Below are 22,397 nucleotides of genomic sequence, written 5' to 3' on the forward strand. Positions count from 1 at the left end.
TTAAAATAAAACTGAAACATTTCTATATGAATGAATAGCAGCATAACAATCTGCATATTCTTTTTCACTTAATTGTAATTCTTCTCGAATCTCATTTGGAAGATAACCCACTATATTAAGCCTTAATACCTCTTTCTGAAGAGTTGAAAGTCGACTGAGATATTGCAACATTCGTTGACTATATCCTTCTTCATTACCTTCAAATAATTCTTTCTCAATAGAGAAATCAGATGCAATCATATCTCCAATAGTACAATTCTCATCATCCCCAATCGGTGTATCAATTGAAATCGACATTCTATCTGCTTTACGTTTTTCACAATTTCTTCTTGTCATTTCTGTCTTAATTTTATTTAACAAACATGAATACAGAAATGCATCAAATGATTGAGAATCATCGTATCTTGCCATTACATCTACAAATACTTCATTAGACAATGAATAAAAGTCATCTACATCTTTATCTGATAAACCTCCAAATCTCTTTAAAATCTTATCAACTACCTTATGAAGTTTTTTTGCATTATCTGCATAATATTTATTTAATATCTGTTCCATATTGATACACCCTCTTGAAAATTTTATGTACTATTTATTTCTACATTTCTCTGATGCTCTACTCATGCACTCCTGAAAATTCGGTTCTTTTGTATAAACTTTGTCATGACATTTTTTACACAACACTCTCTGTTTCCTCCTCTTCAACCACTCGATATGTAAATTTTCTTTTTGTTAAGCCTGTAACTACTTTATCAATTGTATTTCGATCAAGATTTCTAAAATCCATCTTTAGCACACTTGATAGAACAAGCATCTCATTCTTTATATATCTTCTCTTTTCTCTATTTTCTTTTACCCTATTTCTCTCTTGCCACCCTCCATATAAATCAATTTTTCCTTCAAATTCAATTTCATGAATTATATTAATAAATTCTTTGTCTATTTCGGACAATGCTTTGTTTAGTTCTTTTTTTCGTTTTTGTGCTTCTTTTAAGATATCATCACAAATTCCGAACTTTTCTACCCATTGCTTAATTTGATCCGATACTATATAATTTCCTCCTTCTATTACACACTTTTCAGCGTTACTATTTAAAATTTCTTTTGGCTGTATATCTGGAATAGCCTCAACTATAAAATTTAATTTTTTTAATGTTTTAGGCAAATTACTCAGAATATTTTTTGCTTTTGACTGTTCAAATAATGTCTTTTCATGTTCTGCACATGTAACAGGTGTTCCATTTTTATTGAGTCGAATGTACAGATTCTTATGATTTTTAATTACATAGTCCATTTTTTTCATCCTTTCTTATAAAATTCCCTAAAAATGGGTATAAAAAATACAGTGTACTTAAAACACTGATTTAATGGATTCTCTGGGGCTCAACCCCGGGACTGCTCGGTTACGAGCCAAGTTTTCTAACCGACTGAAATAAGAACCCATAACTGGGCTAACCAGATTCGAACTGGTGAATGCAGGAGTCAAAGTCCTGTGCCTTACCGCTTGGCGATAGCCCATTAATATCTATATTCAACTATTCTCTTTTTGAAACATTTGCAGAATCGCTTGAAAACACTTGACTTACAACTTGAGTATATGTAATAATATAGTCAACATAGCGTTTCTGCTGTGTGTATGTATTCAGAAGACTCATTCAATTCAGAGGTGCTCCAACACCGTTTGTATGATTGAATGGGTCTTCTTATATTTCCTAACAACGATAAGTATAGAACATATGTTTCTTTTTGTCAAGAACGTTTGTTCGGTTATTCATTCCATTTGAGGAAACAAAATGTTATGAATAATATTTTTTTCTTTTAATACTACATATAAAGATAAAGTTCCGAAAAAATCATTATTTTGATAAAGGATACCCTGCTGCATGTGCTTTATACGATGGAACAACTACAAGAATATCTTTTGAAACTCTTGAAAACATTTGCAAAGTACTTAATTGCACACCAAACGAAATATTAATATCAGACGATCCTCAATTACAACGTATGCTTATGTATACATCAAAGCTTAATGAATTGCAAAATACTAAAAAGGATACTGCTCTTTAATAATATCTCATTTAGTGTCCAATATACAGGACATTTAAATATTTAACTCATTTAAGGTATAGAAACCATAATTTCATCTTATTTTCATATGCAGAAATGCCTATTTTACACGCTTTTACACTTATAGATGGTTGATCATATTACAGTTTTATCCATTGATTCCATATTTTTAGTATAGAAATAAGGATTTTTCTATGCTAAACTGGCTAATATCAAAGATAAAATTATGGTTTCTATATTGGTCAGTATGCTTTTATACATACTGACCATATGTAATTTTAAACACTTATCCGCCTTGCTTTTAAATCATTCAAAGCTGCCATACCCTTTAGCTTATCATTTTGCTTTAAATTCTGTAATGGTGTACTCTGTTGTAACATCTCTGTTGGCGACTGTTCATATGCTTCACACATAGCACAAAATGTTTTCATTACATCAGCCCACTCAGACTCGTCAATCCACTGTATATATGGAGTACCTCCTCTCTGCTTTACACAGATCCCATACTTATACTGAAGATTCTTATATAATTCATTCCACATCTTGCTAAAATGAATTCCTGTCACAGCAGCAAGTTTTCTAATACCGGCATTAAGTTTATTCCTGTCTTTCCATTCCAGAATACCTTCTGCTAACGCCTTATTATCATTTTCTAACTTCTGAATATGACGATTCTTAAATTCTACCAATTTTGCAGATGCTACTGCCACAGCCGTTGCATCACCACTAGCAACTGCCATACCTACTGATAACATAAGACTCTGCTCTTCATCAATGTCGTGTGTCTTAGTTTCGTCAGAAGTTTTCTCTTCTATATTGAGTAACTGTGTGCGAACTTCTTTTGCAACATTTGAATCTCTAAGTAACATTCCAACACGTAATATCGCTCTACGAGGAAAAACTTTCTGACCTCTTGTCGGGAAATCAAGTAATGTCCCATCTTTAAAGAAAAATGTCACCTTCCCTTTTGATGTTTTCAAACTTTCATATTGCAAGTTTGAAAGTTCCTTGTATTTTACAATACACATTCCATCCAATTCTAATTCATCGCAATGCCTACTATAAATAGATACAATTGCATCCTCTCCAACTTCATAGAAATCTGCAACTTGTTTAACAGTCGATAGTTCTGTTCCTGGCAATAATAATAATTTTTTACCTTTTCCAAAACTTCATAATGACACACTGCATTATCCCTCAATTTCCTGTCATTAATAAATTGTGTTTCTACCATATTCTATCATTTCCTTTCTGTGAAAAAATCTTGATCAATAGTTCCAATAACTATTTCTACAAAACTTTTCACATTTTCTCTAAAATCATACTTGCGATGCTCAATATTAAGTTATCAAGGTGCAACTTGGAGAAAATTGTGAGAAATCACTTGAAAAGAAATGAAGTTTCTTTTATAATAGAACAGAAATCATTCTTTGAGTGATTCCATGACTGAGTGTAGCTGAGTTGTCCAGACTGTGAGCTACACTCTATTTACTTTACTTCAACTGAAAGAATATTATTTACTAATTTCATTCTAATTTCATCATTTGCAAATGCTTTCATAAATGCTTCGAGAATAACATTTTGAGGTATTCCAGATTGATTACATTTGTCCTTAAAATCTCTTTGAATATTCTCTTCAATTGAACTTGTAAAGGCTTTTCTCATTTATTTCTACCTCCTTTACATTTATAATTGTACACCATTTATATATGTTTGTTAACCATAAATCCTATAATAACAAAAGACACTGTATATTTCTATACAATGCCTTAAAATTATTTTTCTGATATTAACTTACTCATTGTCATTAAATAAGTCTTCACGCCACTGAATAGGAACAACATCTTTTAAAGCCTCCTCTGATGATATAGTACCTATTTTTCTATTTTCTAATTTAGACATATTTATTTTTCTATTCACTTCCCTCAAAGAAGCTTCTAATTCAGATAAGAAAATATCTTTATTATATTCAATATCTTCACTTATCATAAAATTCTCCTTTTTAAAGGAATGGAATGTCAGTCCTTTTCAGTTTTTATCACTTAAATACAATATTCTTTTATAATATTTGCAATTTCTTTCTTTGTTGGAATGTTCTTATCTTCTTTCTTGTAGTAAATAGTTATCAGATATATTTCTTTATCATCTTTAACCACATAATATATAATCCGATAACCATTTGATTTTCCAACTTTTGTATTTGAATTAGCAACCCGCACTTTATAAGTATGATTATCTGTTGGAATATCTATATCCGGTATATCATCACCCACTAAATTACCAATCTCTAAATCCTTTACAACACTGTCAATGTCATCTGTAATATTTTTAAACTTCTTCTTTTTCTCATAGTAATCAATATCTTGAAGAAATTTAGGAGTTGGTATCACTGTATAATACATATCTCACTCGTTTTCCTCTCGTTTCTTATGTTCATCCATAAAATCTTTCCACGACTTCTTAGGAAGTTTACCTTCTCGTATGAGTTTTACTTCCTTAAATGATTCAATTATAGATTCTTGAATTGTACAATATCTTTCATCCAATGCAGCTATACTCATATCATCAACCTCCTTTTCAGCATTTATATCGTCAGTTTTGTTTGATTTCATTATAACACCCCTAATTATGTTATGCAATACATTTCTTATTATAACCAAAATCACTTGAAATAGTTATTTTATGTCTAAACTGGTATTATATCGATAACCTTATCACAATGAATCTTTACTGATTCATCGCCAATATCCAAGTGAAAATCGTCTCCAAATGCTCCAACGCTTGTAAGAACTCCTTCAAAAATACCTTTGTCCGTCTTAACTTTCAATTTTTCTCCTTCAGAAATATGAAATTCAGAACCACCTTTTTTAAATTTATATTCCTGATATATTTTTAATGTATCCATAAATCCTCCTTTGAAATTTCACTTTCATATCTATAAAAACAATCCAATTATTTGTAGTATACTCCCCATAATGATCAGAATTGTCCCTATAATTACTTTCTTTTTATCCTTTTTAAAATCATCTGATAAGTTAGAAAACCATTCGCATGTCCCATAATATTTTTCTTTAGTAGAAAGAATAGACCATAAGCTAAATACTGTTCCAATCATAACTAAAATAATTCCTATTACATTCAAAATCTTATCCATTAGTACGCTCCTTTCACCTATTGAAACAGAACATTTATGTCCTACATAAAATATTTGCACTTATCAAAATAAAACTGCTGCTCTTTTTCAAAAAGTGTAATCAATTTATCCAGACTTTTTTCTTCTCTATATTCTTTCAATGCCTCCAGATACTCATTTCTATTTGCATCTTCAATCACAACCGGCACAACACCATTCTTCAAGCACTCCCTAAAGAGAATTAATCTTCCCGTCCTACCGTTCCCGTCTTGGAAAGGATGAATGCTTTCGTATCTTGCATGAAACTCAGCTAATACAGAAATATTTATCGTCTGACCATAATACCATTCCATTAGTAAATACATTTCTTGGGCAACATCTTCTGGTCTTACAGTTTGATACATTCCAATCATATTAGGACGCTGCTTATAATCACCGATTGCATATCCGTTAGCACGATCCTCAAACACTCCAGACTTCAACTCATAATGAAATTTCTTTATTAGTTCCTGTGTCAATGACTCATCCAAAGTGTCCAGCATTTTATTAAACATCAGAAAATGACCATTCATCTCCTCAACATCTTTTGCTCTATAATAATCATCTGATTTCGGCAAAGTTCCATTATCAAACAAAGAAGCTGTTTGCTCCTCAGTAAGTGTGCTACCTTCAATCTTATTTGAGTTATAAGCAAGTAGACGCTGTGTGTATGCATATACACCCGATCTGTCAAATCGCTCTCTTTCAATTTCAAATCGTTCTAGAAGAAACTTTAAGAATTCTTTATTGTTACTCATATCACACCTCTTCTCTGTCCATAAACCATCAAACTAGAATTTCAATGCTCTACTCTCCTTGATGTCTTAATTTTCGCATATATTTCTCTACACTAATCTTTATATCTACATACGCATTTAGTCTTTCCTTCGCTCGTTCCAATTCAATTTCCGCTGAATCTATCAAACATTGTTCATCTTCAAAATAACAACTTCGTTTCGTATCTTGAAAATTCTGTTCAGCTTTTTCAACAAGATTTTTTTGTTCTTTGCATTTTTTATCTAACCATTTGAATACATCTTTTACGCCTTCAGATTTCAACAATATCCCTCCTAAATACCCTTGAATCCAGCCTTTTATTGACTTTTTCACATAAAAAGATCTATTATCTGTTATTCTCATAATAAAATGCTCTTAGTATAAGCACATATCTCATTTTAAAGAATCTAACATACCTATTATAAAAAATATATGTCATAAGGCAACTTATGATAGTCATAAAAAAATATGTACTATTTATGCAAATTAAAAACTTTATCACTGAAATTAAAAAAATCAAAACAAAATATATTGATAAACTTCTTGCCATACCTCCAATTGATTGTTGCTTATCTATTTCTATTGTGGTTTTATTTGATTTTATATAACATGCTTTACAATAATTATATATTTCTGAAACAGAATCGTCCGTAAAGACAATATCCAGTTTATCACAAACGGTATTTGTAATAAAATCTATTTCTTTTTGTGATAAAGAAATATGTAAATCATTTGATACTTTAAACACTGGTTTTAATAATTTTCTTCCACTAAATTTTGAACCTAATTCTTGAAAAACCATTCCAATAAAATAACTGATTATTAAAAATTGTAATGAATCATCAGCATCTATTTTAATATGAAAATTAAAAATCGGAAAAATTTTAATAGTAATAAGCAATATAATCATTCCGGTAAGCAATAGTACCATTAGATCATATATTCCTAACTTCTCTAATATTTTATCCATTCTAACACCTATAAAAACAGCATTTTATTTCATCTTATAATCTTTATACCACATTTTATACAATTCCTTATCCGAATACTTTCTATTTCCATTATACTTAGACCACCCCTTCTTATAGGAGTTAAAGGAATTTAAAAATTTATAGTCACAAATATCATAAGAGCAAAATAATTTTTTATATGCCCTTCCAGACGGAATGTCCAAATAATTTCTACGCAAATGTCTATTTGCACGCTTTTTCATTCCACGGTTATAATCCTTGCAACATGGAATTTTCTTATAACTTCTACTCATAACATTTCCCTCTTAAAAGCAACAATTCATTGCAAACTATTTTCTTCGATTCATTTCTTCTTTTAATTCTGATATCGGAATTATCCATCCATTTTCTTTATAACTGCTTATTCTAGCAAATATATCATTAGACTGAGAAAATATTTGTACAGCAGTATTGAAAGGTTCTATTGATATCTGCCCTAAAACATTAAATACTATGTCTGATGCAGAAATTTTTAATGAATTATTTGCAAATTTCCATACTGATTCATCAAAATATTTCACTATATCTTCATGTGATATTTCCTTAGATACAGAAAGGTCTTCTGCTAATAATGGCAGCGTTCTAAATCTATCTTTCTGTTTTGCATCATATATTGTTTTTATAGGAAGTTCTGTAATATCTGGAAGAGTTTCTGAAAAAAGCAATTTTACAGTTTCGTCTTTCTTTATTCCCCTAAATTCAAATAATTCTTTAGTATTTGAATAGTATTTTTTTATTCCTTTAGATGAAAAAAATAATGGCAAATCACTCTCTTCATTACCTATAGTTTCAATATCTTCTCCGTCAAATATAAAAACAGGCATTTCTTTTAAGAATTCCATCAGCATAATATGGCTTAAAGAATATATTGTATTCACTCCATAAGTTTGTTTATAATACTCAGATATAATCAAATCCTGTAATAATGTTTGTATCCATCCAATATTTTTTTCACAATTTTTTCTGGATATATATTGCATAATTTATTATATACAAACAAAAACAATTCTGAACTTGGAAAGATAGAATGTTTATCATTATTATAATAATACCAAAAAACATCGTCTATAAAATTATCATTAAAACTATGTAAAGAATATATATTTTGCAGTATTTTTTTATTGATAAGTTTTCTTACTGTCTCGATATCACCATTTAAATAATATTCTACTAATGAATAAGTGTTAAGATCAAGAAGAGAGCATCCATCTTCATCACTTTTCAATAAATCATTTTTATCTGCATATAATTCTTTTTTCTTTAGCGATTCCAAATGAAATGTTCTTATATATATTGTATCATATGCCAATATTCCTAAATAGAATGCTTCTTTTTCATCTTGTCCAATTCTATTTAATTGCGCTCCTGGAAAAAAAGCAGTATATTTCTTCATAATCTATATCCCTCTTCTCTTGTATATTCGATAAAAACCGGATTTCAAGACTATCATTTACCAATTACAAACATCTCTATAAAGCAATCTATGAGAATTGCACATTTTTTCTTCGTTAAGAGAATCTAATTCCTTTTGACAATCTTCATTCCAAGTTCCAGAAATTTTCTTATTAAGTAAAATTCTTAATTTGCTTTCGATTTCCAATTCAGTATCGTAATCTGTCTTATCATTATTTGGAAATTCCATATTAAACGCATATGTCATTTTAGAAACCAACACGCCCATGCATTCGGTACATAAATTTATTTTTAATGGATTCAAATTTCCTATAGTAATTGAATATATTTTTCTATATTCATCTTGCTTCTCGTTACAATTTAAACACGAAGTATATTTACCATTATCTAATCCAACATCAAGCATGATATCCTCCAATCTAAAAATTTACTGTTGCAAATTTATATCATAAATATTTTCCACAACATTTAGCAATGAGTATCCGTACCCACCAAGCAATCCTTCCCACTCACAATATTCATTAAACACATCCTGTTTCGACATACTCATAATATCTCCATCTTGTGATGTATCACCAGGTTCTAATCCTCTACGCTGTCTAAGAGCCTCCATGACTTTCTTATTATATGTCTTCTGTGCTGGTTCCAACCAATTCACACTGACATGTTTCTGTTCCATTTCTCCATCTTCTGTTTCAAAATTCACATCACATTCTTCCTCGGATTCCCATGCATATCCAATAAAGAATCCATATTGCTTCAAATTTTTGTGATAAACTCTATCTCCATGTTTGAATTTCTTATCCATACTTACCTCCACTTTCATCCACACTTTATAACAATCTTATCAAATATTCTCTGCTCTAACTTATCAAAATCAACTGATAAAATTCCATCATTTATCATCTCATTTATTTCATCCAATCTTACAAATACTCCATTTGGATTAGTCACACTCATACAAAATTCGCTTGGATATAATTTATTCTCATTCCTGATTGTTTGCTACCATAGTTGGCTTCTAAATGGATTATTCATATAACTTCCTCCAAACGATTTTTCAAATCATTCTGAACCTGTCCAAGTGTCTCAATTCTTGATTCTATTTTTGCGTATTCAATGCCGCACAAATAAACTTCTTTTGCTGCATCATTTTCTAACTCAACAAATTTATCTTCGATCAGCTTTACACATCTATCAATTTCTTCCTGAATCTCAGTTATGTATTCTTTTACTTTTTCTCTCATATCTGGCATAATACTTCTCTCCTAATGAAAATCGAATTTCATTATCAATCATTCTCTACTTATCATTATCTAATTTACAAACCAAATATCCAATTACAATTCCTATAGCAATTAAAGCAAGCACTATACAAAAAGTTACTTTTCCAACTATACCAACGATAATTGCTACTATAATCAAAATCAATATTATTATTAAAAATTTTATCGGCTTCTTTTTTACTGTATGTACATACTTTTCTCCATTTTTATTTCTATTTATTTTTTCTGCTAATTTTTTCTCCAATAATTTTAACTCATATTCTTTTTGATTCATTTTATTATCTCCAAACTCAACTAAAAAGTAAAGTGGAGGAAACGGAATAAAAAAGACACCAACGAATACCAATACAATTAGAATAAACAATATAATCAAAACAATATATAACCCTAAAAGTTCGTACATGTTTTCTGCTGTGATAGGTATAGATTGCAATTTCTGAAACATTTCAATAAAATTAGGAATACTACTAATTTTATTGAATACTAAATTGACTAAAAGTCCAAAAATAATAGTAATTATAATTGGAAAAAATAAAATATTTCTCCTGTTAAGATATGATTTCAATTGATATTTTCTGCATATCATATCATTTTCAGAAATATCTTCTTCGCTATAAAATTTATCAATTCGCTTTTGTGATTCCAAATTTTCTTCATATAAATCATATTCCCATTTACGTCTTATCTTTTTCAAATCTTTGTCTAATGTTTTGTATTTTTCCATATTTATCTCCTCAGTTTGAATTCGTTCATTATAACAAATATTATCACCATACCCTTGAAATCAAATTTTCAATTACTAATCCAATTTAATATCAACTGGATTTTCCAATTTCAAAAATTCGTCCTTATGTTCTACCAAAGCAGCACTAGCAATGGAATTAATCTTATTTTGGCAGAAAGATTCTATTTCTCCTTTTGCTTCCATTACTGTCTTGTCCATTTGTTCATTAAACTGATCTGCAATAAAATCCATATTACACCCGATTTCCATACTCAGTTTAGACAATTTACTGAGAATTTCTTGCTTGTCTGCTTTTGTAAGTGTTTTCTTTTGATTAAATAGTTCTGTTACATCTTTAATAATTTGCTGTGACTCCATAGTTGCTTCTTTTCTTTTTTCTTTAAACTCATCAGCAAATTGTTCTCTCTTACTAACAAAATCACAGTCTGGTATACGTCCATCTCTTTCTGTCCAACGCACAGTAACTGGAACGCCACTTCCCATATTCATTGATGTAATAGCTTCAGCAAATTGTAAATAACTCATTTCTACTTCTACAATCTTTTTGTCACCATAAATAGAATCATAATGCAACCCCCTTGTAATATCTGCATGATATAAAGTCATTGCAATTGTGTCCCTATGTTCTATACTACTTCCAAATAGCGGTGTCGTTCCTCCTGTCCTTCTACTAAACGCCAATGTTCCATAACTCGGATGACTTGTTTTTGTTCCAAATTGCGTATTTTCTACTTTATAATCACTCATAATATTTTCATCTCTTTCTCCAATAAAATCAATCTTTCATTTTCTGATTTATTTATACACTAATATCTCTAATGCTTTCTCCAATTCTCATCTTCCCACTTTTATATTACTACTATCTGCTAACGCTTCACGCTTTAGCTTCTCTTAATTTATCATATGCCTCTTTACGAGTCATAATCTTCCTTCCATATTATACCATATATTATTACTCAAGTGTTAATTTTTCTCTAATACCATATCCTCCATCTACATAAGTATTTACCGTAATATTAACATTTTTATGTCCTAATTGTTGCTGTGCAAAAGCTGCTCCATATTTTTCCGTTGTTACAGTTCCGTACCAATGTCTAATCATATGCGGTGTAAGTTTTTTGCAACTATATACCTTAAATATTGCTCTCACATCGGACTCTTGCATTCTTTTCCCTGTCTTATTTAAAAAAACTGCTTTATTGTCTACAATGTTTATTGTATTTCTGACTTCAAACCATTCCAAGAATGCGTTTTTTGTAGTATTATTAAGCAAAACATTTCTTCCTTTTTCAATGTGATACACCCCTTTCCCCATCACTCTGATATGTGGAGACTTTTCAATTTCACTTCCATCTAAAAATAAAGAAGAAAATTCCAATTCTACAAGTTCACATTCTCTCAAACCTGTATTCATCAGAATTGTAAGAATAAGAAGATTCCTCTCCCTTACAAAACTATCATTCTTCTTTTTCTGAATAATATTTCTTCTCATTTCATCCAAATCTTCTTTTGATGGCATTTTAACATAGCGATTATATCCAGAATCTAAACCTTCATATGCTACATCTTCAACAATATTACAATTTACTGGGACACTGGGAGAATTAACCATAGATCTCCAAAAACTTCTAAAGATATTCTTCCTTGTATTTAATGTGGTCGGTGATATACCTTCACTTTGTTTTTCTTCTAAATACATATTTATATAAGCCGATTCTATATATGTCATATCGGACTGCACAATCTCTGATATACTATTTTTCTGAATTATCCTTTTATCAATCAGCCATTGTAATAAATTCTTAATTACAGAATAATAATTCAATGCACCTAATTTACTTTTCCTATTTAAAAGATAAAATTGTATAAACATTGGTATATTATCTTCATTCATTTTTCTCTGTAACTTTTCTGAATTCTTCTTTTGAACTTCATCTTTATAACACATAATAAATCCATCCTTTCTAAAAGTTTTACCTCTACATTATATTTCTACATTAAAAAAGAAAAAAGCACTAACGATTTACGCCAATGCCCTTAATCAACTTACAACTATCAATAATGATATCTACAAGTAAACACTATTAAATTGCTTCCTTCTACTTGATATACTAACCTATGTTCATCCGTTATTCTTCTACTCCACTTTCTAGCCAAATCATATTTTAGTGGTTCTGGTTTCCCCACACCTTCAAAAGGATTTCTCTTTATATCTTTGATCAATTCGTTGATTCTCTTGACAATCTTTTTATCCATCTTTTGCCAGTAAAGATAATCTTCCCAAGCATTTTCTGTGAAAGACACATTCATAAACTAATCCTCCACATCAAAATTTACAAGTTTTCCATCTTCAGCTTGCTTGATAGACTCTTTCAACCACTCATAATTCGCTTTACTTTCCCTTATATGAAGATTTTCCATCAGATTATCATACTGTGCCTGAGACATAAGCACAACATTTTCATCGTTTTTTCTCGTAATTATTGCGATATCAGAATCATGTACAACCCGATCGCAAACTTCTTTGAAGTTATTCCTTACATTTGAAAAATTTGTTGCTATCATACAATCACTCTCCTTTGAATATAGTATATGTCATATTCATAGTTTTGTCAATATTTTGTACAATATTCTGTGCAACTATGTATCACAAGTTGAAACGATGATTTCAAAGCTATATTACCAATACTTTGATGAATGAATACTTATTTTGTTCATATGTTTTGTGACTTCCATATACTCATCCATTCTTCCATATGTGACTTCATTCATAAAAGAATATAACCATCCGAATTTTGCAAGTGCAATTTCTGTATTGTGTTTTCTTTCTTCTCTGATCTTTTGTTGACGCTCTAATTCTGTTTTCTGTTCCACATCTGTAAGACTCTTGAACCATTCACTATATAAGTGCTTCCCATACCATTTATCCAATTTGTATATGGAATTTTCCTCCAAGGAATAAACCATTTATACAATGCATACCAAGCCATAAATCAAGCACCTTCTTTCAATTTTTAATCATTTCAAAGTCATTTAACTATATTTAATTATCATTATATTCCAAACAAACATCCATAGATTTTTCTCCGTCTACACAACAAAAACAATGACTACAAGTTCCACCATTAATTTGACTTTCTTTACAAGTTCTACATTTACAATAAACATCATCATTAGCACAAAAAGCATCCATATTCATATTCTTCCTCCAATCATTTTATATAAACTACTTCTCTTTTTCGTGAAGAAGTATAAAGCACGATCCAACACATATACAGCGTGGAATATACAAATTAACTTGCTAAAGTCTTTACACTTCCAAAATATTTATCATAATCCTTCTTAATTTCTTCCACCCTCTTCATAACAGCAGAATTCTTCCCTGTTCCACGTCCGGCAGCATCATTATACGCCTTAGAAGTTGTGGCAGATTTCTTTCCACTAAAGAAATTTACAAACCACTCCATCATCTGTTTGTCTGAATAACCTTCATTAAGCGACTCTGCAACAATCGGCACAATACTAATCATATGTGTTCTGGCATAAATCCTTTTTGCAATTTTCTTATCCTCTATCATGGTATGAATATTGTAAATACGATCAAATACTTCTGTTAAAAGAAGTTCATCATCTTTTGTAATATCTGCCTTTCTCATATATGGACGAATCCACTTGGCATCCGTAGAAACTTCCTTATCATTAAGAATTGCATGTGCTTTTGCCACCATATCTTCATTCACATGTCCATCTAAAGCTGTCTGACTTAAAGCATCAGCAAACAGCTTATGCTTCCCAAGATTGATAATCTGTTCCTTTGATTTCGCCTTTACACGGTTCATCGTAGCAGCGTTTAATGCCTGACCATTATTCAGATTATAGAATGTATCCGCCTGTTCTTCCTGATCCGCATTGTCCGTATAGCAAATTGCGAATGAATACTCCTTAATAGCGTTCTGGAAACATTCAGGAAGATCACTAAATTTGTATCCATTGACATCAATTTCTTCTGTTTCTCCATCATCATTTACCACTGTAAATTCCTCAAGTCCACTCAATTCAAACTCATCTTTCAGGAATTTAATAATAGTTAATGTTCTCTGCTTCCCATCTTCTCCCTCGTAAACATCTTCTACTTTATTGAAATACAGAGGAGGAACATGTCTATCCAATATCAAAGAGCGAATCAAAGCAGATTTCTTATCATTATCTTTCCACACATAACCCCTTTGAATATCAATGTTAAAATTCACTGTTCCGTCTTCCACTAATTCAACAAGTTTCCGTGCCGTCCACTCTGTTCTTCCACGATCCGCACCTTTAATTATCTTCATGACATTTCCTCCATTTCACCAAATCATTTTGAGATTTTAACTTTCTTCCCATTCTCTACATATATCTTCTTCACTATTCCGAGTCCATCACACACTAAATCTTCCACATAAAGTACACATGATACTCTGTGGTCACGTTTCGGATACTTTGCTTTTGCTTCCGCACTGAATAACGCAGGGTCAATCTGCCTTAATTCCTTTGACAAATACCTATGTATTTCTTTCCTATCATTCGGATGGGCAATCCAAACCTCCCTTAATGCCCTCATTACAAATGTTGCATATCCGTTTGTCTCTTTATTCCATCCAGCATTATCAATAATAGAAAAAATAAAGTCCAGGCACTTCTCACCATGAACTTTTACGATTGAATATGTATCTGTATAACTTCCAAGAACCGATTCTTCTCTATTTCCTTTTGTAGACACAAACTTGATTCCATATTTGTTCAGAAGTTTATCTAAGGAAACGGCAGCGTTGTCTCCAATGATTACCCTTGAAAGATGCTTTTCAAGTGGCTTCACATTTTCCACTTCTGAATCCTGTCCTATGAAGTATTCAGCTTCAAATTTTAATCGCTCATCTAAGTCTTCAGGAGCGTCCATAAGGATAATTGCATTGAGACGATCCATACCCTTCTCAGGAGCCACAAGACACCTCCCCTGACCATCTACAACCGCAAATCTGTATTCTTCTGGATGTGGTACTAAGATAATAGGTGTCAACTTTCGTTCATCCCATTTATTCTTTAACCGATTCAGATGCTTATGTGTTCTCATGCCCTGATACCTAACATCTACAAAACAACGAGATAAGGGAACCACGGCACTACCTGTAATCACTCTCTGATTCTTTCCCTTCCCAACAGTCATAAGCGGCTTAATATTTGCCACTATATCATTATACTGTTCCATTTTCCTTGTTTCCTCATTCATTGCCACTACTGCACTCATACTGAAACCTCCTTGAATATGTATTTTTTGTATAATAAAAAGCATCTGGATTTTTATTTCCAAATGCTTTACTACCTTAATGTATTTAGTTAAATATCACATTGTCGTGCTGATTATACAACTAATGCCAATGATTTTTGCAAATTCCTTATTTCTTTTTGAAGTCCTTCAGCAATACATTTTTTTATTTCTCCCAAATAATCATCTATGTTCTGTTCATTAGTCAAGAAGATAAAATATTCATATGAATTTGAACTCCAATGTTGCATTTTCCATTTTTCAAAGCAATCAAATGGGATATGATATCCAAAGCCGAACGTTTTAAACCCGTCTTCATAAACTGCGTCTACTTCACATTCGCTTTTTCTTAAATCTTCTTTTCCTGCTTCGACCTCATATACATATTTATAAATTTTCCCACCATTTTCTCTCCATTTGATAAATTGTTCTTTATCCATTTATCCTCATCCCTTCCTTAAATATCTAATTTCATTGCCTATTTAATATAACTCATCAAGTTTTAACATTGTATATGTAAAACTAAACTCATCAGCCTTGAAAGAATCTTTCTTCCTTATGGCTAAATATTTCTTCTTTCCCTCTTCCATCTTTGTCTTTGATGAAAAGATGCCACACTCTTCAAATTCTTCGTCATATATGTGTTTTACTTTCAATAAATACAAATCCATACCAAACCCTCCAATCTATACATTACAAGGTAAATAATGCCCTTCTATATGATATTCTCCATCTTCCAAAACCAATGAAGTATTTTTCTTTACCCATTCTACTAATTCCTCTGGACTCAGAAAATACTTTGCTACCGTAAAATCATTACACACCGGAATACCATCGCCAGCAACTTCTTTTCCCTCAACAATATCTTCATTATCATTATTTAGAATAATAAAAAATCTCCATTCGCATTTCATGCAATCACCTCACACCACATCCAGCAGCATACTTCAAAATATCATCATTTGTTGGATATGTATCTTCCCATCCCAAAACAGTATAACTTTCACCGTTCTTAATGTCATTTATAATTCCTAACAATTCTTCTTTATCCAACTTATATAAACATTTCCATGTAATCATATTATATCTGCCTCCACTTGAAACTTAGATTTTATCCACTATCTCTTTTACTTTGCTTTTTCAAACAAACACATTATTTTTGATTCAAGTTCTATGCCGTCTGGAGCATAGGAAGGTTTTTCATATAGTTTATGGATAAAACCTCTTTTCTGAAATTCCATCATAACTTTTACAGAACTTGTACTTGTTGTGTCTGTAAACAATACATTCATATTATGTTTAATTGCATATTCTAAACATCCTTCTACATTAAAAATTGTATCTAAAATTAATAGCTCTTGATCATCCTTATCAAATTTAGGTATATATTTTCCCATATTATTATCCACACCCTTCCCATAAATCTATTATTTCATTCCCATATTTCTGTGTTATCTGTTAAGTTGGCTTCCCAATTCCAACTATGACCAGTTTTTTGCTTTACAGTATTAATAGCTTCATTTTCTGTTTCTGCTTTTACAACATAACAATAACTTGAACAATCCTCTTGATATTTCGGTATATCTTTAACTACATATAATCTTTTCATTTTAATCACTCTCCATGTTAAATGGCATATACAAATCAGCAATCTTTTCTTTGACATGCTGATAATCGTCTTCTGCCAATACATCAACCATTCCATTTATTCTTTTTATGTCTAAATTATTCATATGTTCTGCAATTATAGTACCTTTTCTTCCATTTTTCGTGTTTGCTTGAATATGAAAACGATTTTTATCATCATCATTTTTTCCAAACATAATTGGAGCACAAAAAATTGCGTTGTTTACAACTCCATTCCCTAAAATAATTACATACGTTCCTGTTTCTAATCCATACGGTAACTTTGCCGCATATATTTCAAATCTCTTCATATAACTTCCCTCCATTAAACAATCCTTTCAAGACTTAAATCTCTTTGACACTAACAATTTTAGAATTCTTCATGCAACGTGTTCCATCTCCAATATTCATCAAATAATACTCTTCATCTTCATTAAACATTTTAATAGCTCCGCTATCTCTGTTTTCACTATCTGAAATTTTTAGTCCTTTAACAAATTCTTCTGTTGTAATATGCTTCCCATCTGCAGTCTCTACATTTACAACTTCTTTTTCGTCAACTTCTACCTCAAGCACAATTTGTAATTTCTTCATCTAATTTTCCTCCATTCTTTCCATCAAATAATCCTTTTAAGATACTTTTGTTTTGTAACCGCCTTCTGGTGTAAAACTATTCCAATCAACTTTAGTTGCCCATTTATCTTGATGATTGCTGCCGTAAATTTTATGCCATTCCTCTAAACTCATTACATGAGCGTTATTCTCGATCCTAACAGCCACCATCTGTTCTCCATGACATTCAAACTCTTTTATCACTTCATATTTGTCATTCATACTTATGTCCTCCATATTATATCATTTATCCACTATAAAAGCCACCAGATTTTATTTTCCAGTGGCTTTCTATTCGCTTCCATATTCACTTTTTAACATCGTAACCGCCACGATTAGCTTTACTCATCACTTCATTCTTAGATTTTCCCATTGCTAAATCATGGCTCATTGCACCGTAATCTGTTTTATATCCTTCTGGTGGCATCCGATTGTCAAATTTAACATTCGTAATGATTCCAGGTAAAAAGCATACACAAAAGATAACAGCCAATCCAATTAAAGTTTCCATATATTTTCCTTTCTGCCTACTATGTAGGACTTTGATCTATTTGTTTATATTTTCATTATACTATTCTATGTGTCCAATTAAAAGAACTTTTCATCAAAGGAAAGGTACATTTTAAGACCAATTTATCAAAGCATCATATACTTTTTGAGGTATAATTTCTTTGTACTCTTCCGCAACTTGTTTTATAGCTTCCAATTTGGCTTTATAATGTGCCGTTTCAGCATCTTTTATAGAATCAAACTTACCAAGATTTTTTCCATTATAGACTGCCGAAAATGTTCCTTTACTTTCTTTCCTAACACCATTAGGTAATCCACTTTTATTAGGTCTTGTCATGAATAACATATTTATTCTCTGTGGAACCAGCAAACACGTTTGCGGAGAATATATTTTGTTTTCTGGATATAATATATCCTTATCCAAATGCAGTCTTCCATCTACTTCATATTTATTGTTGTTATACCATTCTGCAAATTTCTGAAAACACTTCCATTCATCGCATACTGTAGCAATGCCATAGTAGGATTTATTATCTTCTTTATATTTTTCAGAATAGCAGCGTTCCAACATACCTCTCCATACTCTATGCTCTTGTGTTCTTTTCTTTGAAGTACCTGTACTATGGTTGCCTTCTCCTAAATATCCTACTCCAAATACTGATCTGTCATACGGATTTAATGCTTGGTGGCGTTTGAAATTGGTATATGTTGTATGCAATCTATAATGATGCTCATCTTGAAATTCAACAGTTACATCATTATAACCATCATACTTAACAATTTTCATTTCAGTTCCAAAACGATTATTTTCAATTTCTCCCACTCTTGAATTTATATTGTTCAATTTTTCACCACCCTCTACTAACCATAAACTTTTTCTTCAAAAATCTTATTATGATGTTCTAACACCTCTTGTATCTCATAAATTTTGCCAAGTATCTTATCATATTCTGCACTCAGTAAATCAGCAGCTTGCTTTTTAACTGCTTCTTGATAATTTCTCTGTAAATTTTCAATGAATCTTTCTACATTTATCTCTTGATCATTGAACAGAATTTTCACATCATATAATCCATTTTCATCTGCTTGGATATCTATTACATCCCTATCTTGTCCTATTGCTTCACACACCATAAACATTGCCATTTTATTATTGATAACATCTATTTTTGCCATATCTTCACCTCATTTCTTCCTTGAAATGCGAATTTTAAGAGAATATAAATTTTTCCAACATATTCTCCATTTCTTCTTCCAATTCATCATCTATACTACAATTATGATCACATTCTGGATTGCAACATACACATCTAATTTCTGGATCATGTACACATTGTCCCGTAGTATTGATATTTTTCCTATAACTTTTTCCATTCTTTTCTATAATTTTAAATGCCACACTACACCTCCAAATCTCCATCCAAATACAATCTTTCCATTTCCATATATTCTTCATGTGCTGCTTCTATTGTTTCCTTCTCTATAATATCTAAGATTCTTTCATCATCTATTTTATTCAATTTTTTATTTCCTCCAATCACTCATTTTCTTCTTTAATTTTCGACACAAACAATTCTCTGTCATACCTATAATCTTCTCCATCATAAGGAAGATTATAAACTACATATATGATAACAATCACAAGCTAAACAATTCCTGTCTTCATGCTTACAAAAATCATGTATATTATCAAAAGCATCTGTTCTACTTGCTGTTATATATGTTCCCTTTAAGTTATATACAACAACTCCCAGCTCCTTTATATCCAAGATATATTTTTGACCTTCCACCAAGCCAAAATAAGCTGCTCCTTTATAGTTTGCCGTTCCAATTTTCTTTTCCATATTTTCCTCCAATATACCAAGTTGAAATACGAGTTTCATTACCTTTATTTATTCTTATCTTTCTTCTTTGAAATACAACTTTTGCATCTAACAGTGGGCACTGTAAGTCCATTACCTTTAAAAAATGGTATCTCATAACAATCAAGTACAAAATTCTTTCCACAATCTTTACATTTGCAAAAATACGTTTCATCTCTACAAGGTATAAGATATGTGTACAAAAGACATTTTGAAGAAGAATAAACCCCCATTATTTCATACGGAATTTTTCCTTTATATAAATAGTGAGGGGTTGAGAAACTTCTTCCTCTGTAAGTATGATTTGCAAAATATTCAAAATCTTCCACCGCATATTTATCAGGTGAATCAAGACAACCTCCATACTCTAAGCTACTACCATTATGCCCTAATACTAAAATACCATTTTCCACATAAGCAGGTATTTCATGATAAAACTCACCAACTGAACCTATATATTTACCAATTGCTATAATCATTCTTTTATTCCTCTCTTTCCTTTATTTTTCGATGAAATTCCGACTTCATTGCCTATTATTCTTCGACAACACCAGTATCAATAATTTCTTTTACAATGTGTTCATATGTGAAATGATACGCTTCGCCTCTTTTAATTCTGATTTTCCTTCCATTTTTCATTTCAATAATAGTTTTTTCCTTTTTGCAATGACCGGCACAAATTTCAAATTCACCCTCATATCCATATGAATTGATTTCCTGAATATCATCACTTCCACTTGATACGGTGTTCAATCGCCTATATATCCTCTTAAAGTAAATCGGACAGCATAAAATATTCCCTGTAAATCCTCCCCAATCCGCATCATTAGACCACTCTTTGATATTTTTAACAATATTCCCATTGCCGATCAGGATTTCAAAAACCCTTCTAAAAGGATTATTAATATCATGCAAATATTTCCATGCTGACATTTTAGGTTCGTTATAGTAAGCATCAAAACTAACTTCCTGTAAAGGGCTCCTGAAAAATAGTCCTTTTTCTGTCCCCTCCTCTGTACTGATAACATATCCTTTATAATTCACAACTCTGTTTTCCATAGTTTTTCTCCTTCCTAACTTCTTGAAATCCTGATTTTCAGTCTTTAATCAACTAACTCAAAACCAAAATGACAAAATCCAGTTCTATCTGATAAATAATCAGATACCTCTTCTTCATCTGTCATATCCCCTGGAATTTCCATTTCTGTCGGTAACTGCTTTAACAATTCCATATGCCCATCTGTGTCCCACTTAATATTTATTGCTTTCATTAAATTTCCTCCGTTTCTAACTTGAATTTGTGTTTTCATTGCACTATTTCTTTACAATGTTCCAAAAGACCTTCAATAGTTCCTCCATATTCACTATTTAACCTATTTTCAAAAAATATGTAGCTAATAATCTCATAATCTAACATAGGAATATCAATATTATCGGATTCCATTTCATCAATAAAATCCATTATAGTATCATATTCCCTATTAATTATTTTTCCATTTTCATTCTTGTATTTAATCCATAAATCCTTCATATATAAAACCTCCACTTCTCCACTTAAAATCATTATTTCCTTGCCATTTGTTACTTAAAATTGAGGAATATCTTTTTCATCTTCTCTCCATCCTATCGGCGTAAATTCCAATGCAGTTAAAAAGGCTTGATATACAGTGTTTAACCATTCAATCCTTGTATTATCATTACCCTTTATCTTGTCAAACACACCCATATCAATAAATCGCTGCCGTTCTTCATTAGTCAACTTTTCCCACGTCCATGATTTTTTAATAACATTTTGGAAGTAATTTTCTACCACATTTGATTTTTTCATAATCACACCTCCATATACTTTTCCGCAAAATAAATATCATTTGCAATAGCAACTGTCTGTCTTGATTTAAGTTTCCGAAAATACTCTGTCTTTCCATCTGCCACAACAACATCGTTTCCACATATTTTAATATCTACATTCGGATTTTTAATACCTCTCATAACTTCTCCTTCCATGAATCCATTGT

General features: G+C 31.0%; 47 protein-coding genes and 2 tRNA genes. 1 reads left to right on the top strand and 48 read right to left on the bottom strand.

The genetic code is table 11. The features are described 5' to 3' along the window. From D7Y06_RS00600 to D7Y06_RS00615, 4 genes are all read right to left on the bottom strand, one after another. On the bottom strand, nucleotides 1-558 hold the full coding sequence (locus D7Y06_RS00600; RefSeq protein ID WP_120405897.1) for a sigma-70 family RNA polymerase sigma factor: 558 nt from the start codon (nucleotides 556-558) through the stop codon (nucleotides 1-3). Nucleotides 559-673: 115 nt separating this feature from the next. After that, complete coding sequence (locus D7Y06_RS00605) at nucleotides 674-1,294, bottom strand: hypothetical protein (RefSeq protein ID WP_120405898.1); 621 nt, start codon at nucleotides 1,292-1,294, stop codon at nucleotides 674-676. 74 nt (nucleotides 1,295-1,368) lie between these two features. Continuing rightward, nucleotides 1,369-1,442 (bottom strand) — tRNA-Thr (locus tag D7Y06_RS00610). Between the two features lie 4 nt (nucleotides 1,443-1,446). Then, nucleotides 1,447-1,518: transfer RNA gene (locus tag D7Y06_RS00615), tRNA-Gln, on the bottom strand. A gap of 318 nt (nucleotides 1,519-1,836) precedes the next feature. On the opposite strand from D7Y06_RS00615, the gene D7Y06_RS28485 reads away from it, so the two are divergent. Continuing rightward, complete coding sequence (locus D7Y06_RS28485; protein WP_442970350.1) at nucleotides 1,837-2,067, top strand: helix-turn-helix domain-containing protein; 231 nt, start codon at nucleotides 1,837-1,839, stop codon at nucleotides 2,065-2,067. Nucleotides 2,068-2,345: 278 nt separating this feature from the next. Here the strand turns inward: D7Y06_RS28485 and D7Y06_RS00625 are convergent, their stop codons facing one another. From D7Y06_RS00625 to D7Y06_RS25765, 44 genes are all read right to left on the bottom strand, one after another. Next, on the bottom strand, nucleotides 2,346-3,209 hold the full coding sequence (locus D7Y06_RS00625) for a hypothetical protein (RefSeq protein WP_243119026.1): 864 nt from the start codon (nucleotides 3,207-3,209) through the stop codon (nucleotides 2,346-2,348). A gap of 346 nt (nucleotides 3,210-3,555) precedes the next feature. Further along, on the bottom strand, nucleotides 3,556-3,732 hold the full coding sequence (locus tag D7Y06_RS25745; RefSeq protein WP_158591171.1) for a hypothetical protein: 177 nt from the start codon (nucleotides 3,730-3,732) through the stop codon (nucleotides 3,556-3,558). A gap of 129 nt (nucleotides 3,733-3,861) precedes the next feature. Continuing rightward, complete coding sequence (locus tag D7Y06_RS00630; protein WP_120405899.1) at nucleotides 3,862-4,056, bottom strand: hypothetical protein; 195 nt, start codon at nucleotides 4,054-4,056, stop codon at nucleotides 3,862-3,864. A gap of 53 nt (nucleotides 4,057-4,109) precedes the next feature. Then, complete coding sequence (locus tag D7Y06_RS00635) at nucleotides 4,110-4,469, bottom strand: hypothetical protein (RefSeq protein WP_120405900.1); 360 nt, start codon at nucleotides 4,467-4,469, stop codon at nucleotides 4,110-4,112. A 3-nt stretch (nucleotides 4,470-4,472) separates the two neighbouring features. Next, on the bottom strand, nucleotides 4,473-4,679 hold the full coding sequence (locus D7Y06_RS00640; RefSeq protein WP_120405901.1) for a hypothetical protein: 207 nt from the start codon (nucleotides 4,677-4,679) through the stop codon (nucleotides 4,473-4,475). 74 nt (nucleotides 4,680-4,753) lie between these two features. Then, nucleotides 4,754-4,972 carry a hypothetical protein gene (locus tag D7Y06_RS00645; protein WP_120405902.1) on the bottom strand — a complete coding sequence of 73 codons (219 nt, stop codon included), beginning with the start codon at nucleotides 4,970-4,972 and terminating at the stop codon, nucleotides 4,754-4,756. A 30-nt stretch (nucleotides 4,973-5,002) separates the two neighbouring features. Then, nucleotides 5,003-5,221, bottom strand: coding sequence for a hypothetical protein (locus D7Y06_RS00650; protein WP_120405903.1), 219 nt, complete (start codon nucleotides 5,219-5,221; stop codon nucleotides 5,003-5,005). A gap of 41 nt (nucleotides 5,222-5,262) precedes the next feature. After that, entirely contained in the window at nucleotides 5,263-5,997 is a 735-nt protein-coding gene (locus D7Y06_RS00655; RefSeq protein ID WP_120405904.1) for a Fic family protein, read from the bottom strand. A gap of 49 nt (nucleotides 5,998-6,046) precedes the next feature. Continuing rightward, entirely contained in the window at nucleotides 6,047-6,379 is a 333-nt protein-coding gene (locus D7Y06_RS00660) for a hypothetical protein (RefSeq protein WP_120405905.1), read from the bottom strand. Continuing rightward, on the bottom strand, nucleotides 6,363-6,986 hold the full coding sequence (locus D7Y06_RS00665; RefSeq protein ID WP_120405906.1) for a hypothetical protein: 624 nt from the start codon (nucleotides 6,984-6,986) through the stop codon (nucleotides 6,363-6,365). The genes D7Y06_RS00660 and D7Y06_RS00665 overlap by 17 nt, the downstream gene beginning before the upstream one ends. A 330-nt stretch (nucleotides 6,987-7,316) precedes the next feature. Next, nucleotides 7,317-7,904 carry a hypothetical protein gene (locus D7Y06_RS00675; protein WP_158591172.1) on the bottom strand — a complete coding sequence of 196 codons (588 nt, stop codon included), beginning with the start codon at nucleotides 7,902-7,904 and terminating at the stop codon, nucleotides 7,317-7,319. 32 nt (nucleotides 7,905-7,936) lie between these two features. After that, nucleotides 7,937-8,419 (bottom strand): hypothetical protein, encoded by a 483-nt coding sequence (locus D7Y06_RS00680; protein WP_120405909.1) that lies wholly within the window; start codon nucleotides 8,417-8,419, stop codon nucleotides 7,937-7,939. A gap of 57 nt (nucleotides 8,420-8,476) precedes the next feature. Then, a complete protein-coding gene (locus D7Y06_RS00685) occupies nucleotides 8,477-8,845 on the bottom strand; it encodes a hypothetical protein (RefSeq protein ID WP_120405910.1) in 369 nt (122 codons plus the stop codon). 21 nt (nucleotides 8,846-8,866) lie between these two features. Continuing rightward, on the bottom strand, nucleotides 8,867-9,247 hold the full coding sequence (locus tag D7Y06_RS00690; RefSeq protein ID WP_120405911.1) for a hypothetical protein: 381 nt from the start codon (nucleotides 9,245-9,247) through the stop codon (nucleotides 8,867-8,869). A gap of 14 nt (nucleotides 9,248-9,261) precedes the next feature. Next, on the bottom strand, nucleotides 9,262-9,399 hold the full coding sequence (locus tag D7Y06_RS25750) for a hypothetical protein (RefSeq protein ID WP_158591173.1): 138 nt from the start codon (nucleotides 9,397-9,399) through the stop codon (nucleotides 9,262-9,264). Between the two features lie 74 nt (nucleotides 9,400-9,473). After that, entirely contained in the window at nucleotides 9,474-9,695 is a 222-nt protein-coding gene (locus D7Y06_RS00695; protein ID WP_120405912.1) for a hypothetical protein, read from the bottom strand. Nucleotides 9,696-9,741: 46 nt separating this feature from the next. Continuing rightward, nucleotides 9,742-10,449: a hypothetical protein gene (locus D7Y06_RS00700; protein WP_120405913.1), complete on the bottom strand. Its 708-nt coding sequence runs from the start codon at nucleotides 10,447-10,449 to the stop codon at nucleotides 9,742-9,744. 75 nt (nucleotides 10,450-10,524) lie between these two features. After that, a complete protein-coding gene (locus D7Y06_RS00705) occupies nucleotides 10,525-11,217 on the bottom strand; it encodes a hypothetical protein (RefSeq protein WP_120405914.1) in 693 nt (230 codons plus the stop codon). A 205-nt stretch (nucleotides 11,218-11,422) separates the two neighbouring features. Beyond that, nucleotides 11,423-12,418 carry a tyrosine-type recombinase/integrase gene (locus D7Y06_RS00710; RefSeq protein ID WP_120405915.1) on the bottom strand — a complete coding sequence of 332 codons (996 nt, stop codon included), beginning with the start codon at nucleotides 12,416-12,418 and terminating at the stop codon, nucleotides 11,423-11,425. Nucleotides 12,419-12,525: 107 nt separating this feature from the next. Continuing rightward, entirely contained in the window at nucleotides 12,526-12,780 is a 255-nt protein-coding gene (locus tag D7Y06_RS00715) for a Txe/YoeB family addiction module toxin (RefSeq protein WP_120405916.1), read from the bottom strand. Between the two features lie 3 nt (nucleotides 12,781-12,783). Further along, nucleotides 12,784-13,035, bottom strand: coding sequence for a type II toxin-antitoxin system Phd/YefM family antitoxin (locus tag D7Y06_RS00720; protein ID WP_120405917.1), 252 nt, complete (start codon nucleotides 13,033-13,035; stop codon nucleotides 12,784-12,786). A 114-nt stretch (nucleotides 13,036-13,149) separates the two neighbouring features. Further along, nucleotides 13,150-13,344 carry a hypothetical protein gene (locus D7Y06_RS00725; RefSeq protein ID WP_158591174.1) on the bottom strand — a complete coding sequence of 65 codons (195 nt, stop codon included), beginning with the start codon at nucleotides 13,342-13,344 and terminating at the stop codon, nucleotides 13,150-13,152. Nucleotides 13,345-13,763: 419 nt separating this feature from the next. Continuing rightward, entirely contained in the window at nucleotides 13,764-14,801 is a 1,038-nt protein-coding gene (locus D7Y06_RS00730; RefSeq protein ID WP_120405919.1) for a DUF262 domain-containing protein, read from the bottom strand. 23 nt (nucleotides 14,802-14,824) lie between these two features. After that, nucleotides 14,825-15,754, bottom strand: coding sequence for a hypothetical protein (locus D7Y06_RS00735; RefSeq protein ID WP_120405920.1), 930 nt, complete (start codon nucleotides 15,752-15,754; stop codon nucleotides 14,825-14,827). Nucleotides 15,755-15,867: 113 nt separating this feature from the next. Further along, a complete protein-coding gene (locus D7Y06_RS00740; RefSeq protein WP_120405921.1) occupies nucleotides 15,868-16,212 on the bottom strand; it encodes a hypothetical protein in 345 nt (114 codons plus the stop codon). Between the two features lie 42 nt (nucleotides 16,213-16,254). Then, nucleotides 16,255-16,443 carry a hypothetical protein gene (locus tag D7Y06_RS00745; RefSeq protein WP_120405922.1) on the bottom strand — a complete coding sequence of 63 codons (189 nt, stop codon included), beginning with the start codon at nucleotides 16,441-16,443 and terminating at the stop codon, nucleotides 16,255-16,257. Nucleotides 16,444-16,458: 15 nt separating this feature from the next. Further along, nucleotides 16,459-16,686: a hypothetical protein gene (locus D7Y06_RS00750; protein WP_120405923.1), complete on the bottom strand. Its 228-nt coding sequence runs from the start codon at nucleotides 16,684-16,686 to the stop codon at nucleotides 16,459-16,461. 4 nt (nucleotides 16,687-16,690) lie between these two features. Further along, a complete protein-coding gene (locus tag D7Y06_RS25755; protein ID WP_158591175.1) occupies nucleotides 16,691-16,852 on the bottom strand; it encodes a hypothetical protein in 162 nt (53 codons plus the stop codon). Nucleotides 16,853-16,899: 47 nt separating this feature from the next. Continuing rightward, a complete protein-coding gene (locus D7Y06_RS00755) occupies nucleotides 16,900-17,169 on the bottom strand; it encodes a hypothetical protein (protein ID WP_120405924.1) in 270 nt (89 codons plus the stop codon). A gap of 35 nt (nucleotides 17,170-17,204) precedes the next feature. Beyond that, a complete protein-coding gene (locus D7Y06_RS25760; protein ID WP_158591176.1) occupies nucleotides 17,205-17,381 on the bottom strand; it encodes a hypothetical protein in 177 nt (58 codons plus the stop codon). 1 nt (nucleotide 17,382) lies between these two features. Beyond that, nucleotides 17,383-17,709 (bottom strand): type II toxin-antitoxin system PemK/MazF family toxin, encoded by a 327-nt coding sequence (locus D7Y06_RS00760; protein ID WP_158591177.1) that lies wholly within the window; start codon nucleotides 17,707-17,709, stop codon nucleotides 17,383-17,385. Between the two features lie 34 nt (nucleotides 17,710-17,743). Next, on the bottom strand, nucleotides 17,744-17,992 hold the full coding sequence (locus D7Y06_RS00765; RefSeq protein ID WP_120405926.1) for a hypothetical protein: 249 nt from the start codon (nucleotides 17,990-17,992) through the stop codon (nucleotides 17,744-17,746). 36 nt (nucleotides 17,993-18,028) lie between these two features. Then, nucleotides 18,029-18,232, bottom strand: a complete 204-nt coding sequence (locus tag D7Y06_RS00770; RefSeq protein ID WP_120405927.1) for a hypothetical protein — start codon at nucleotides 18,230-18,232, stop codon at nucleotides 18,029-18,031. 85 nt (nucleotides 18,233-18,317) lie between these two features. Next, nucleotides 18,318-18,521, bottom strand: a complete 204-nt coding sequence (locus D7Y06_RS00775) for a hypothetical protein (RefSeq protein ID WP_120405928.1) — start codon at nucleotides 18,519-18,521, stop codon at nucleotides 18,318-18,320. A 111-nt stretch (nucleotides 18,522-18,632) separates the two neighbouring features. Beyond that, the gene (locus D7Y06_RS00780; protein WP_120405929.1) at nucleotides 18,633-19,364 is read right to left on the bottom strand and encodes a hypothetical protein; all 732 of its coding nucleotides are present in this window, start codon (nucleotides 19,362-19,364) and stop codon (nucleotides 18,633-18,635) included. Between the two features lie 17 nt (nucleotides 19,365-19,381). Continuing rightward, nucleotides 19,382-19,696, bottom strand: a complete 315-nt coding sequence (locus tag D7Y06_RS00785) for a hypothetical protein (RefSeq protein WP_120405930.1) — start codon at nucleotides 19,694-19,696, stop codon at nucleotides 19,382-19,384. Nucleotides 19,697-19,730: 34 nt separating this feature from the next. Continuing rightward, on the bottom strand, nucleotides 19,731-19,919 hold the full coding sequence (locus D7Y06_RS00790; RefSeq protein WP_120405931.1) for a hypothetical protein: 189 nt from the start codon (nucleotides 19,917-19,919) through the stop codon (nucleotides 19,731-19,733). 214 nt (nucleotides 19,920-20,133) lie between these two features. Further along, nucleotides 20,134-20,364, bottom strand: a complete 231-nt coding sequence (locus tag D7Y06_RS00795; protein WP_120405932.1) for a hypothetical protein — start codon at nucleotides 20,362-20,364, stop codon at nucleotides 20,134-20,136. Nucleotides 20,365-20,408: 44 nt separating this feature from the next. Then, on the bottom strand, nucleotides 20,409-20,861 hold the full coding sequence (locus tag D7Y06_RS00800) for a zinc-ribbon domain containing protein (protein ID WP_120405933.1): 453 nt from the start codon (nucleotides 20,859-20,861) through the stop codon (nucleotides 20,409-20,411). Nucleotides 20,862-20,916: 55 nt separating this feature from the next. Further along, on the bottom strand, nucleotides 20,917-21,441 hold the full coding sequence (locus tag D7Y06_RS00805; RefSeq protein WP_120405934.1) for a hypothetical protein: 525 nt from the start codon (nucleotides 21,439-21,441) through the stop codon (nucleotides 20,917-20,919). A gap of 44 nt (nucleotides 21,442-21,485) precedes the next feature. Further along, nucleotides 21,486-21,653: a hypothetical protein gene (locus D7Y06_RS25595; protein ID WP_158591178.1), complete on the bottom strand. Its 168-nt coding sequence runs from the start codon at nucleotides 21,651-21,653 to the stop codon at nucleotides 21,486-21,488. A 35-nt stretch (nucleotides 21,654-21,688) separates the two neighbouring features. Continuing rightward, complete coding sequence (locus D7Y06_RS00810) at nucleotides 21,689-21,913, bottom strand: hypothetical protein (protein WP_147415554.1); 225 nt, start codon at nucleotides 21,911-21,913, stop codon at nucleotides 21,689-21,691. A gap of 54 nt (nucleotides 21,914-21,967) precedes the next feature. Then, entirely contained in the window at nucleotides 21,968-22,210 is a 243-nt protein-coding gene (locus D7Y06_RS00815) for a hypothetical protein (protein ID WP_120405936.1), read from the bottom strand. A 2-nt stretch (nucleotides 22,211-22,212) separates the two neighbouring features. Beyond that, nucleotides 22,213-22,371, bottom strand: a complete 159-nt coding sequence (locus tag D7Y06_RS25765; RefSeq protein ID WP_158591179.1) for a hypothetical protein — start codon at nucleotides 22,369-22,371, stop codon at nucleotides 22,213-22,215. Nucleotides 22,372-22,397 lie beyond the last annotated feature (26 nt).

The organism is Roseburia sp. 1XD42-69 (assembly GCF_003612565.1).
In the GTDB taxonomy this organism is placed as follows: Bacteria; Bacillota; Clostridia; order Lachnospirales; family Lachnospiraceae; genus Roseburia_B.

What these genes read in the sequence shown, in the direction of transcription:
- D7Y06_RS00600 (WP_120405897.1), bottom strand. Translation starts at nt 558, where the DNA reads ATGGAACAGATATTAAATAAATATTATGCAGATAATGCAAAAAAACTT.
- D7Y06_RS00605 (WP_120405898.1), bottom strand. Translation starts at nt 1,294, where the DNA reads ATGGACTATGTAATTAAAAATCATAAGAATCTGTACATTCGACTCAAT.
- D7Y06_RS25745 (WP_158591171.1), bottom strand. Translation starts at nt 3,732, where the DNA reads ATGAGAAAAGCCTTTACAAGTTCAATTGAAGAGAATATTCAAAGAGAT.
- D7Y06_RS00630 (WP_120405899.1), bottom strand. Translation starts at nt 4,056, where the DNA reads ATGATAAGTGAAGATATTGAATATAATAAAGATATTTTCTTATCTGAA.
- D7Y06_RS00635 (WP_120405900.1), bottom strand. Translation starts at nt 4,469, where the DNA reads ATGTATTATACAGTGATACCAACTCCTAAATTTCTTCAAGATATTGAT.
- D7Y06_RS00640 (WP_120405901.1), bottom strand. Translation starts at nt 4,679, where the DNA reads ATGAAATCAAACAAAACTGACGATATAAATGCTGAAAAGGAGGTTGAT.
- D7Y06_RS00645 (WP_120405902.1), bottom strand. Translation starts at nt 4,972, where the DNA reads ATGGATACATTAAAAATATATCAGGAATATAAATTTAAAAAAGGTGGT.
- D7Y06_RS00650 (WP_120405903.1), bottom strand. Translation starts at nt 5,221, where the DNA reads ATGGATAAGATTTTGAATGTAATAGGAATTATTTTAGTTATGATTGGA.
- D7Y06_RS00655 (WP_120405904.1), bottom strand. Translation starts at nt 5,997, where the DNA reads ATGAGTAACAATAAAGAATTCTTAAAGTTTCTTCTAGAACGATTTGAA.
- D7Y06_RS00660 (WP_120405905.1), bottom strand. Translation starts at nt 6,379, where the DNA reads ATGAGAATAACAGATAATAGATCTTTTTATGTGAAAAAGTCAATAAAA.
- D7Y06_RS00665 (WP_120405906.1), bottom strand. Translation starts at nt 6,986, where the DNA reads ATGGATAAAATATTAGAGAAGTTAGGAATATATGATCTAATGGTACTA.
- D7Y06_RS00680 (WP_120405909.1), bottom strand. Translation starts at nt 8,419, where the DNA reads ATGAAGAAATATACTGCTTTTTTTCCAGGAGCGCAATTAAATAGAATT.
- D7Y06_RS00685 (WP_120405910.1), bottom strand. Translation starts at nt 8,845, where the DNA reads ATGCTTGATGTTGGATTAGATAATGGTAAATATACTTCGTGTTTAAAT.
- D7Y06_RS00690 (WP_120405911.1), bottom strand. Translation starts at nt 9,247, where the DNA reads ATGGATAAGAAATTCAAACATGGAGATAGAGTTTATCACAAAAATTTG.
- D7Y06_RS25750 (WP_158591173.1), bottom strand. Translation starts at nt 9,399, where the DNA reads ATGAGTGTGACTAATCCAAATGGAGTATTTGTAAGATTGGATGAAATA.
- D7Y06_RS00695 (WP_120405912.1), bottom strand. Translation starts at nt 9,695, where the DNA reads ATGCCAGATATGAGAGAAAAAGTAAAAGAATACATAACTGAGATTCAG.
- D7Y06_RS00700 (WP_120405913.1), bottom strand. Translation starts at nt 10,449, where the DNA reads ATGGAAAAATACAAAACATTAGACAAAGATTTGAAAAAGATAAGACGT.
- D7Y06_RS00705 (WP_120405914.1), bottom strand. Translation starts at nt 11,217, where the DNA reads ATGAGTGATTATAAAGTAGAAAATACGCAATTTGGAACAAAAACAAGT.
- D7Y06_RS00710 (WP_120405915.1), bottom strand. Translation starts at nt 12,418, where the DNA reads ATGTGTTATAAAGATGAAGTTCAAAAGAAGAATTCAGAAAAGTTACAG.
- D7Y06_RS00715 (WP_120405916.1), bottom strand. Translation starts at nt 12,780, where the DNA reads ATGAATGTGTCTTTCACAGAAAATGCTTGGGAAGATTATCTTTACTGG.
- D7Y06_RS00720 (WP_120405917.1), bottom strand. Translation starts at nt 13,035, where the DNA reads ATGATAGCAACAAATTTTTCAAATGTAAGGAATAACTTCAAAGAAGTT.
- D7Y06_RS00730 (WP_120405919.1), bottom strand. Translation starts at nt 14,801, where the DNA reads ATGAAGATAATTAAAGGTGCGGATCGTGGAAGAACAGAGTGGACGGCA.
- D7Y06_RS00735 (WP_120405920.1), bottom strand. Translation starts at nt 15,754, where the DNA reads ATGAGTGCAGTAGTGGCAATGAATGAGGAAACAAGGAAAATGGAACAG.
- D7Y06_RS00740 (WP_120405921.1), bottom strand. Translation starts at nt 16,212, where the DNA reads ATGGATAAAGAACAATTTATCAAATGGAGAGAAAATGGTGGGAAAATT.
- D7Y06_RS00745 (WP_120405922.1), bottom strand. Translation starts at nt 16,443, where the DNA reads ATGGATTTGTATTTATTGAAAGTAAAACACATATATGACGAAGAATTT.
- D7Y06_RS00750 (WP_120405923.1), bottom strand. Translation starts at nt 16,686, where the DNA reads ATGAAATGCGAATGGAGATTTTTTATTATTCTAAATAATGATAATGAA.
- D7Y06_RS25755 (WP_158591175.1), bottom strand. Translation starts at nt 16,852, where the DNA reads ATGATTACATGGAAATGTTTATATAAGTTGGATAAAGAAGAATTGTTA.
- D7Y06_RS00755 (WP_120405924.1), bottom strand. Translation starts at nt 17,169, where the DNA reads ATGGGAAAATATATACCTAAATTTGATAAGGATGATCAAGAGCTATTA.
- D7Y06_RS25760 (WP_158591176.1), bottom strand. Translation starts at nt 17,381, where the DNA reads ATGAAAAGATTATATGTAGTTAAAGATATACCGAAATATCAAGAGGAT.
- D7Y06_RS00760 (WP_158591177.1), bottom strand. Translation starts at nt 17,709, where the DNA reads ATGAAGAGATTTGAAATATATGCGGCAAAGTTACCGTATGGATTAGAA.
- D7Y06_RS00765 (WP_120405926.1), bottom strand. Translation starts at nt 17,992, where the DNA reads ATGAAGAAATTACAAATTGTGCTTGAGGTAGAAGTTGACGAAAAAGAA.
- D7Y06_RS00770 (WP_120405927.1), bottom strand. Translation starts at nt 18,232, where the DNA reads ATGAATGACAAATATGAAGTGATAAAAGAGTTTGAATGTCATGGAGAA.
- D7Y06_RS00775 (WP_120405928.1), bottom strand. Translation starts at nt 18,521, where the DNA reads ATGGAAACTTTAATTGGATTGGCTGTTATCTTTTGTGTATGCTTTTTA.
- D7Y06_RS00785 (WP_120405930.1), bottom strand. Translation starts at nt 19,696, where the DNA reads ATGGCAAAAATAGATGTTATCAATAATAAAATGGCAATGTTTATGGTG.
- D7Y06_RS00795 (WP_120405932.1), bottom strand. Translation starts at nt 20,364, where the DNA reads ATGGAAAAGAAAATTGGAACGGCAAACTATAAAGGAGCAGCTTATTTT.
- D7Y06_RS00800 (WP_120405933.1), bottom strand. Translation starts at nt 20,861, where the DNA reads ATGATTATAGCAATTGGTAAATATATAGGTTCAGTTGGTGAGTTTTAT.
- D7Y06_RS00805 (WP_120405934.1), bottom strand. Translation starts at nt 21,441, where the DNA reads ATGGAAAACAGAGTTGTGAATTATAAAGGATATGTTATCAGTACAGAG.
- D7Y06_RS25595 (WP_158591178.1), bottom strand. Translation starts at nt 21,653, where the DNA reads ATGAAAGCAATAAATATTAAGTGGGACACAGATGGGCATATGGAATTG.
- D7Y06_RS00810 (WP_147415554.1), bottom strand. Translation starts at nt 21,913, where the DNA reads ATGAAGGATTTATGGATTAAATACAAGAATGAAAATGGAAAAATAATT.
- D7Y06_RS00815 (WP_120405936.1), bottom strand. Translation starts at nt 22,210, where the DNA reads ATGAAAAAATCAAATGTGGTAGAAAATTACTTCCAAAATGTTATTAAA.
- D7Y06_RS25765 (WP_158591179.1), bottom strand. Translation starts at nt 22,371, where the DNA reads ATGAGAGGTATTAAAAATCCGAATGTAGATATTAAAATATGTGGAAAC.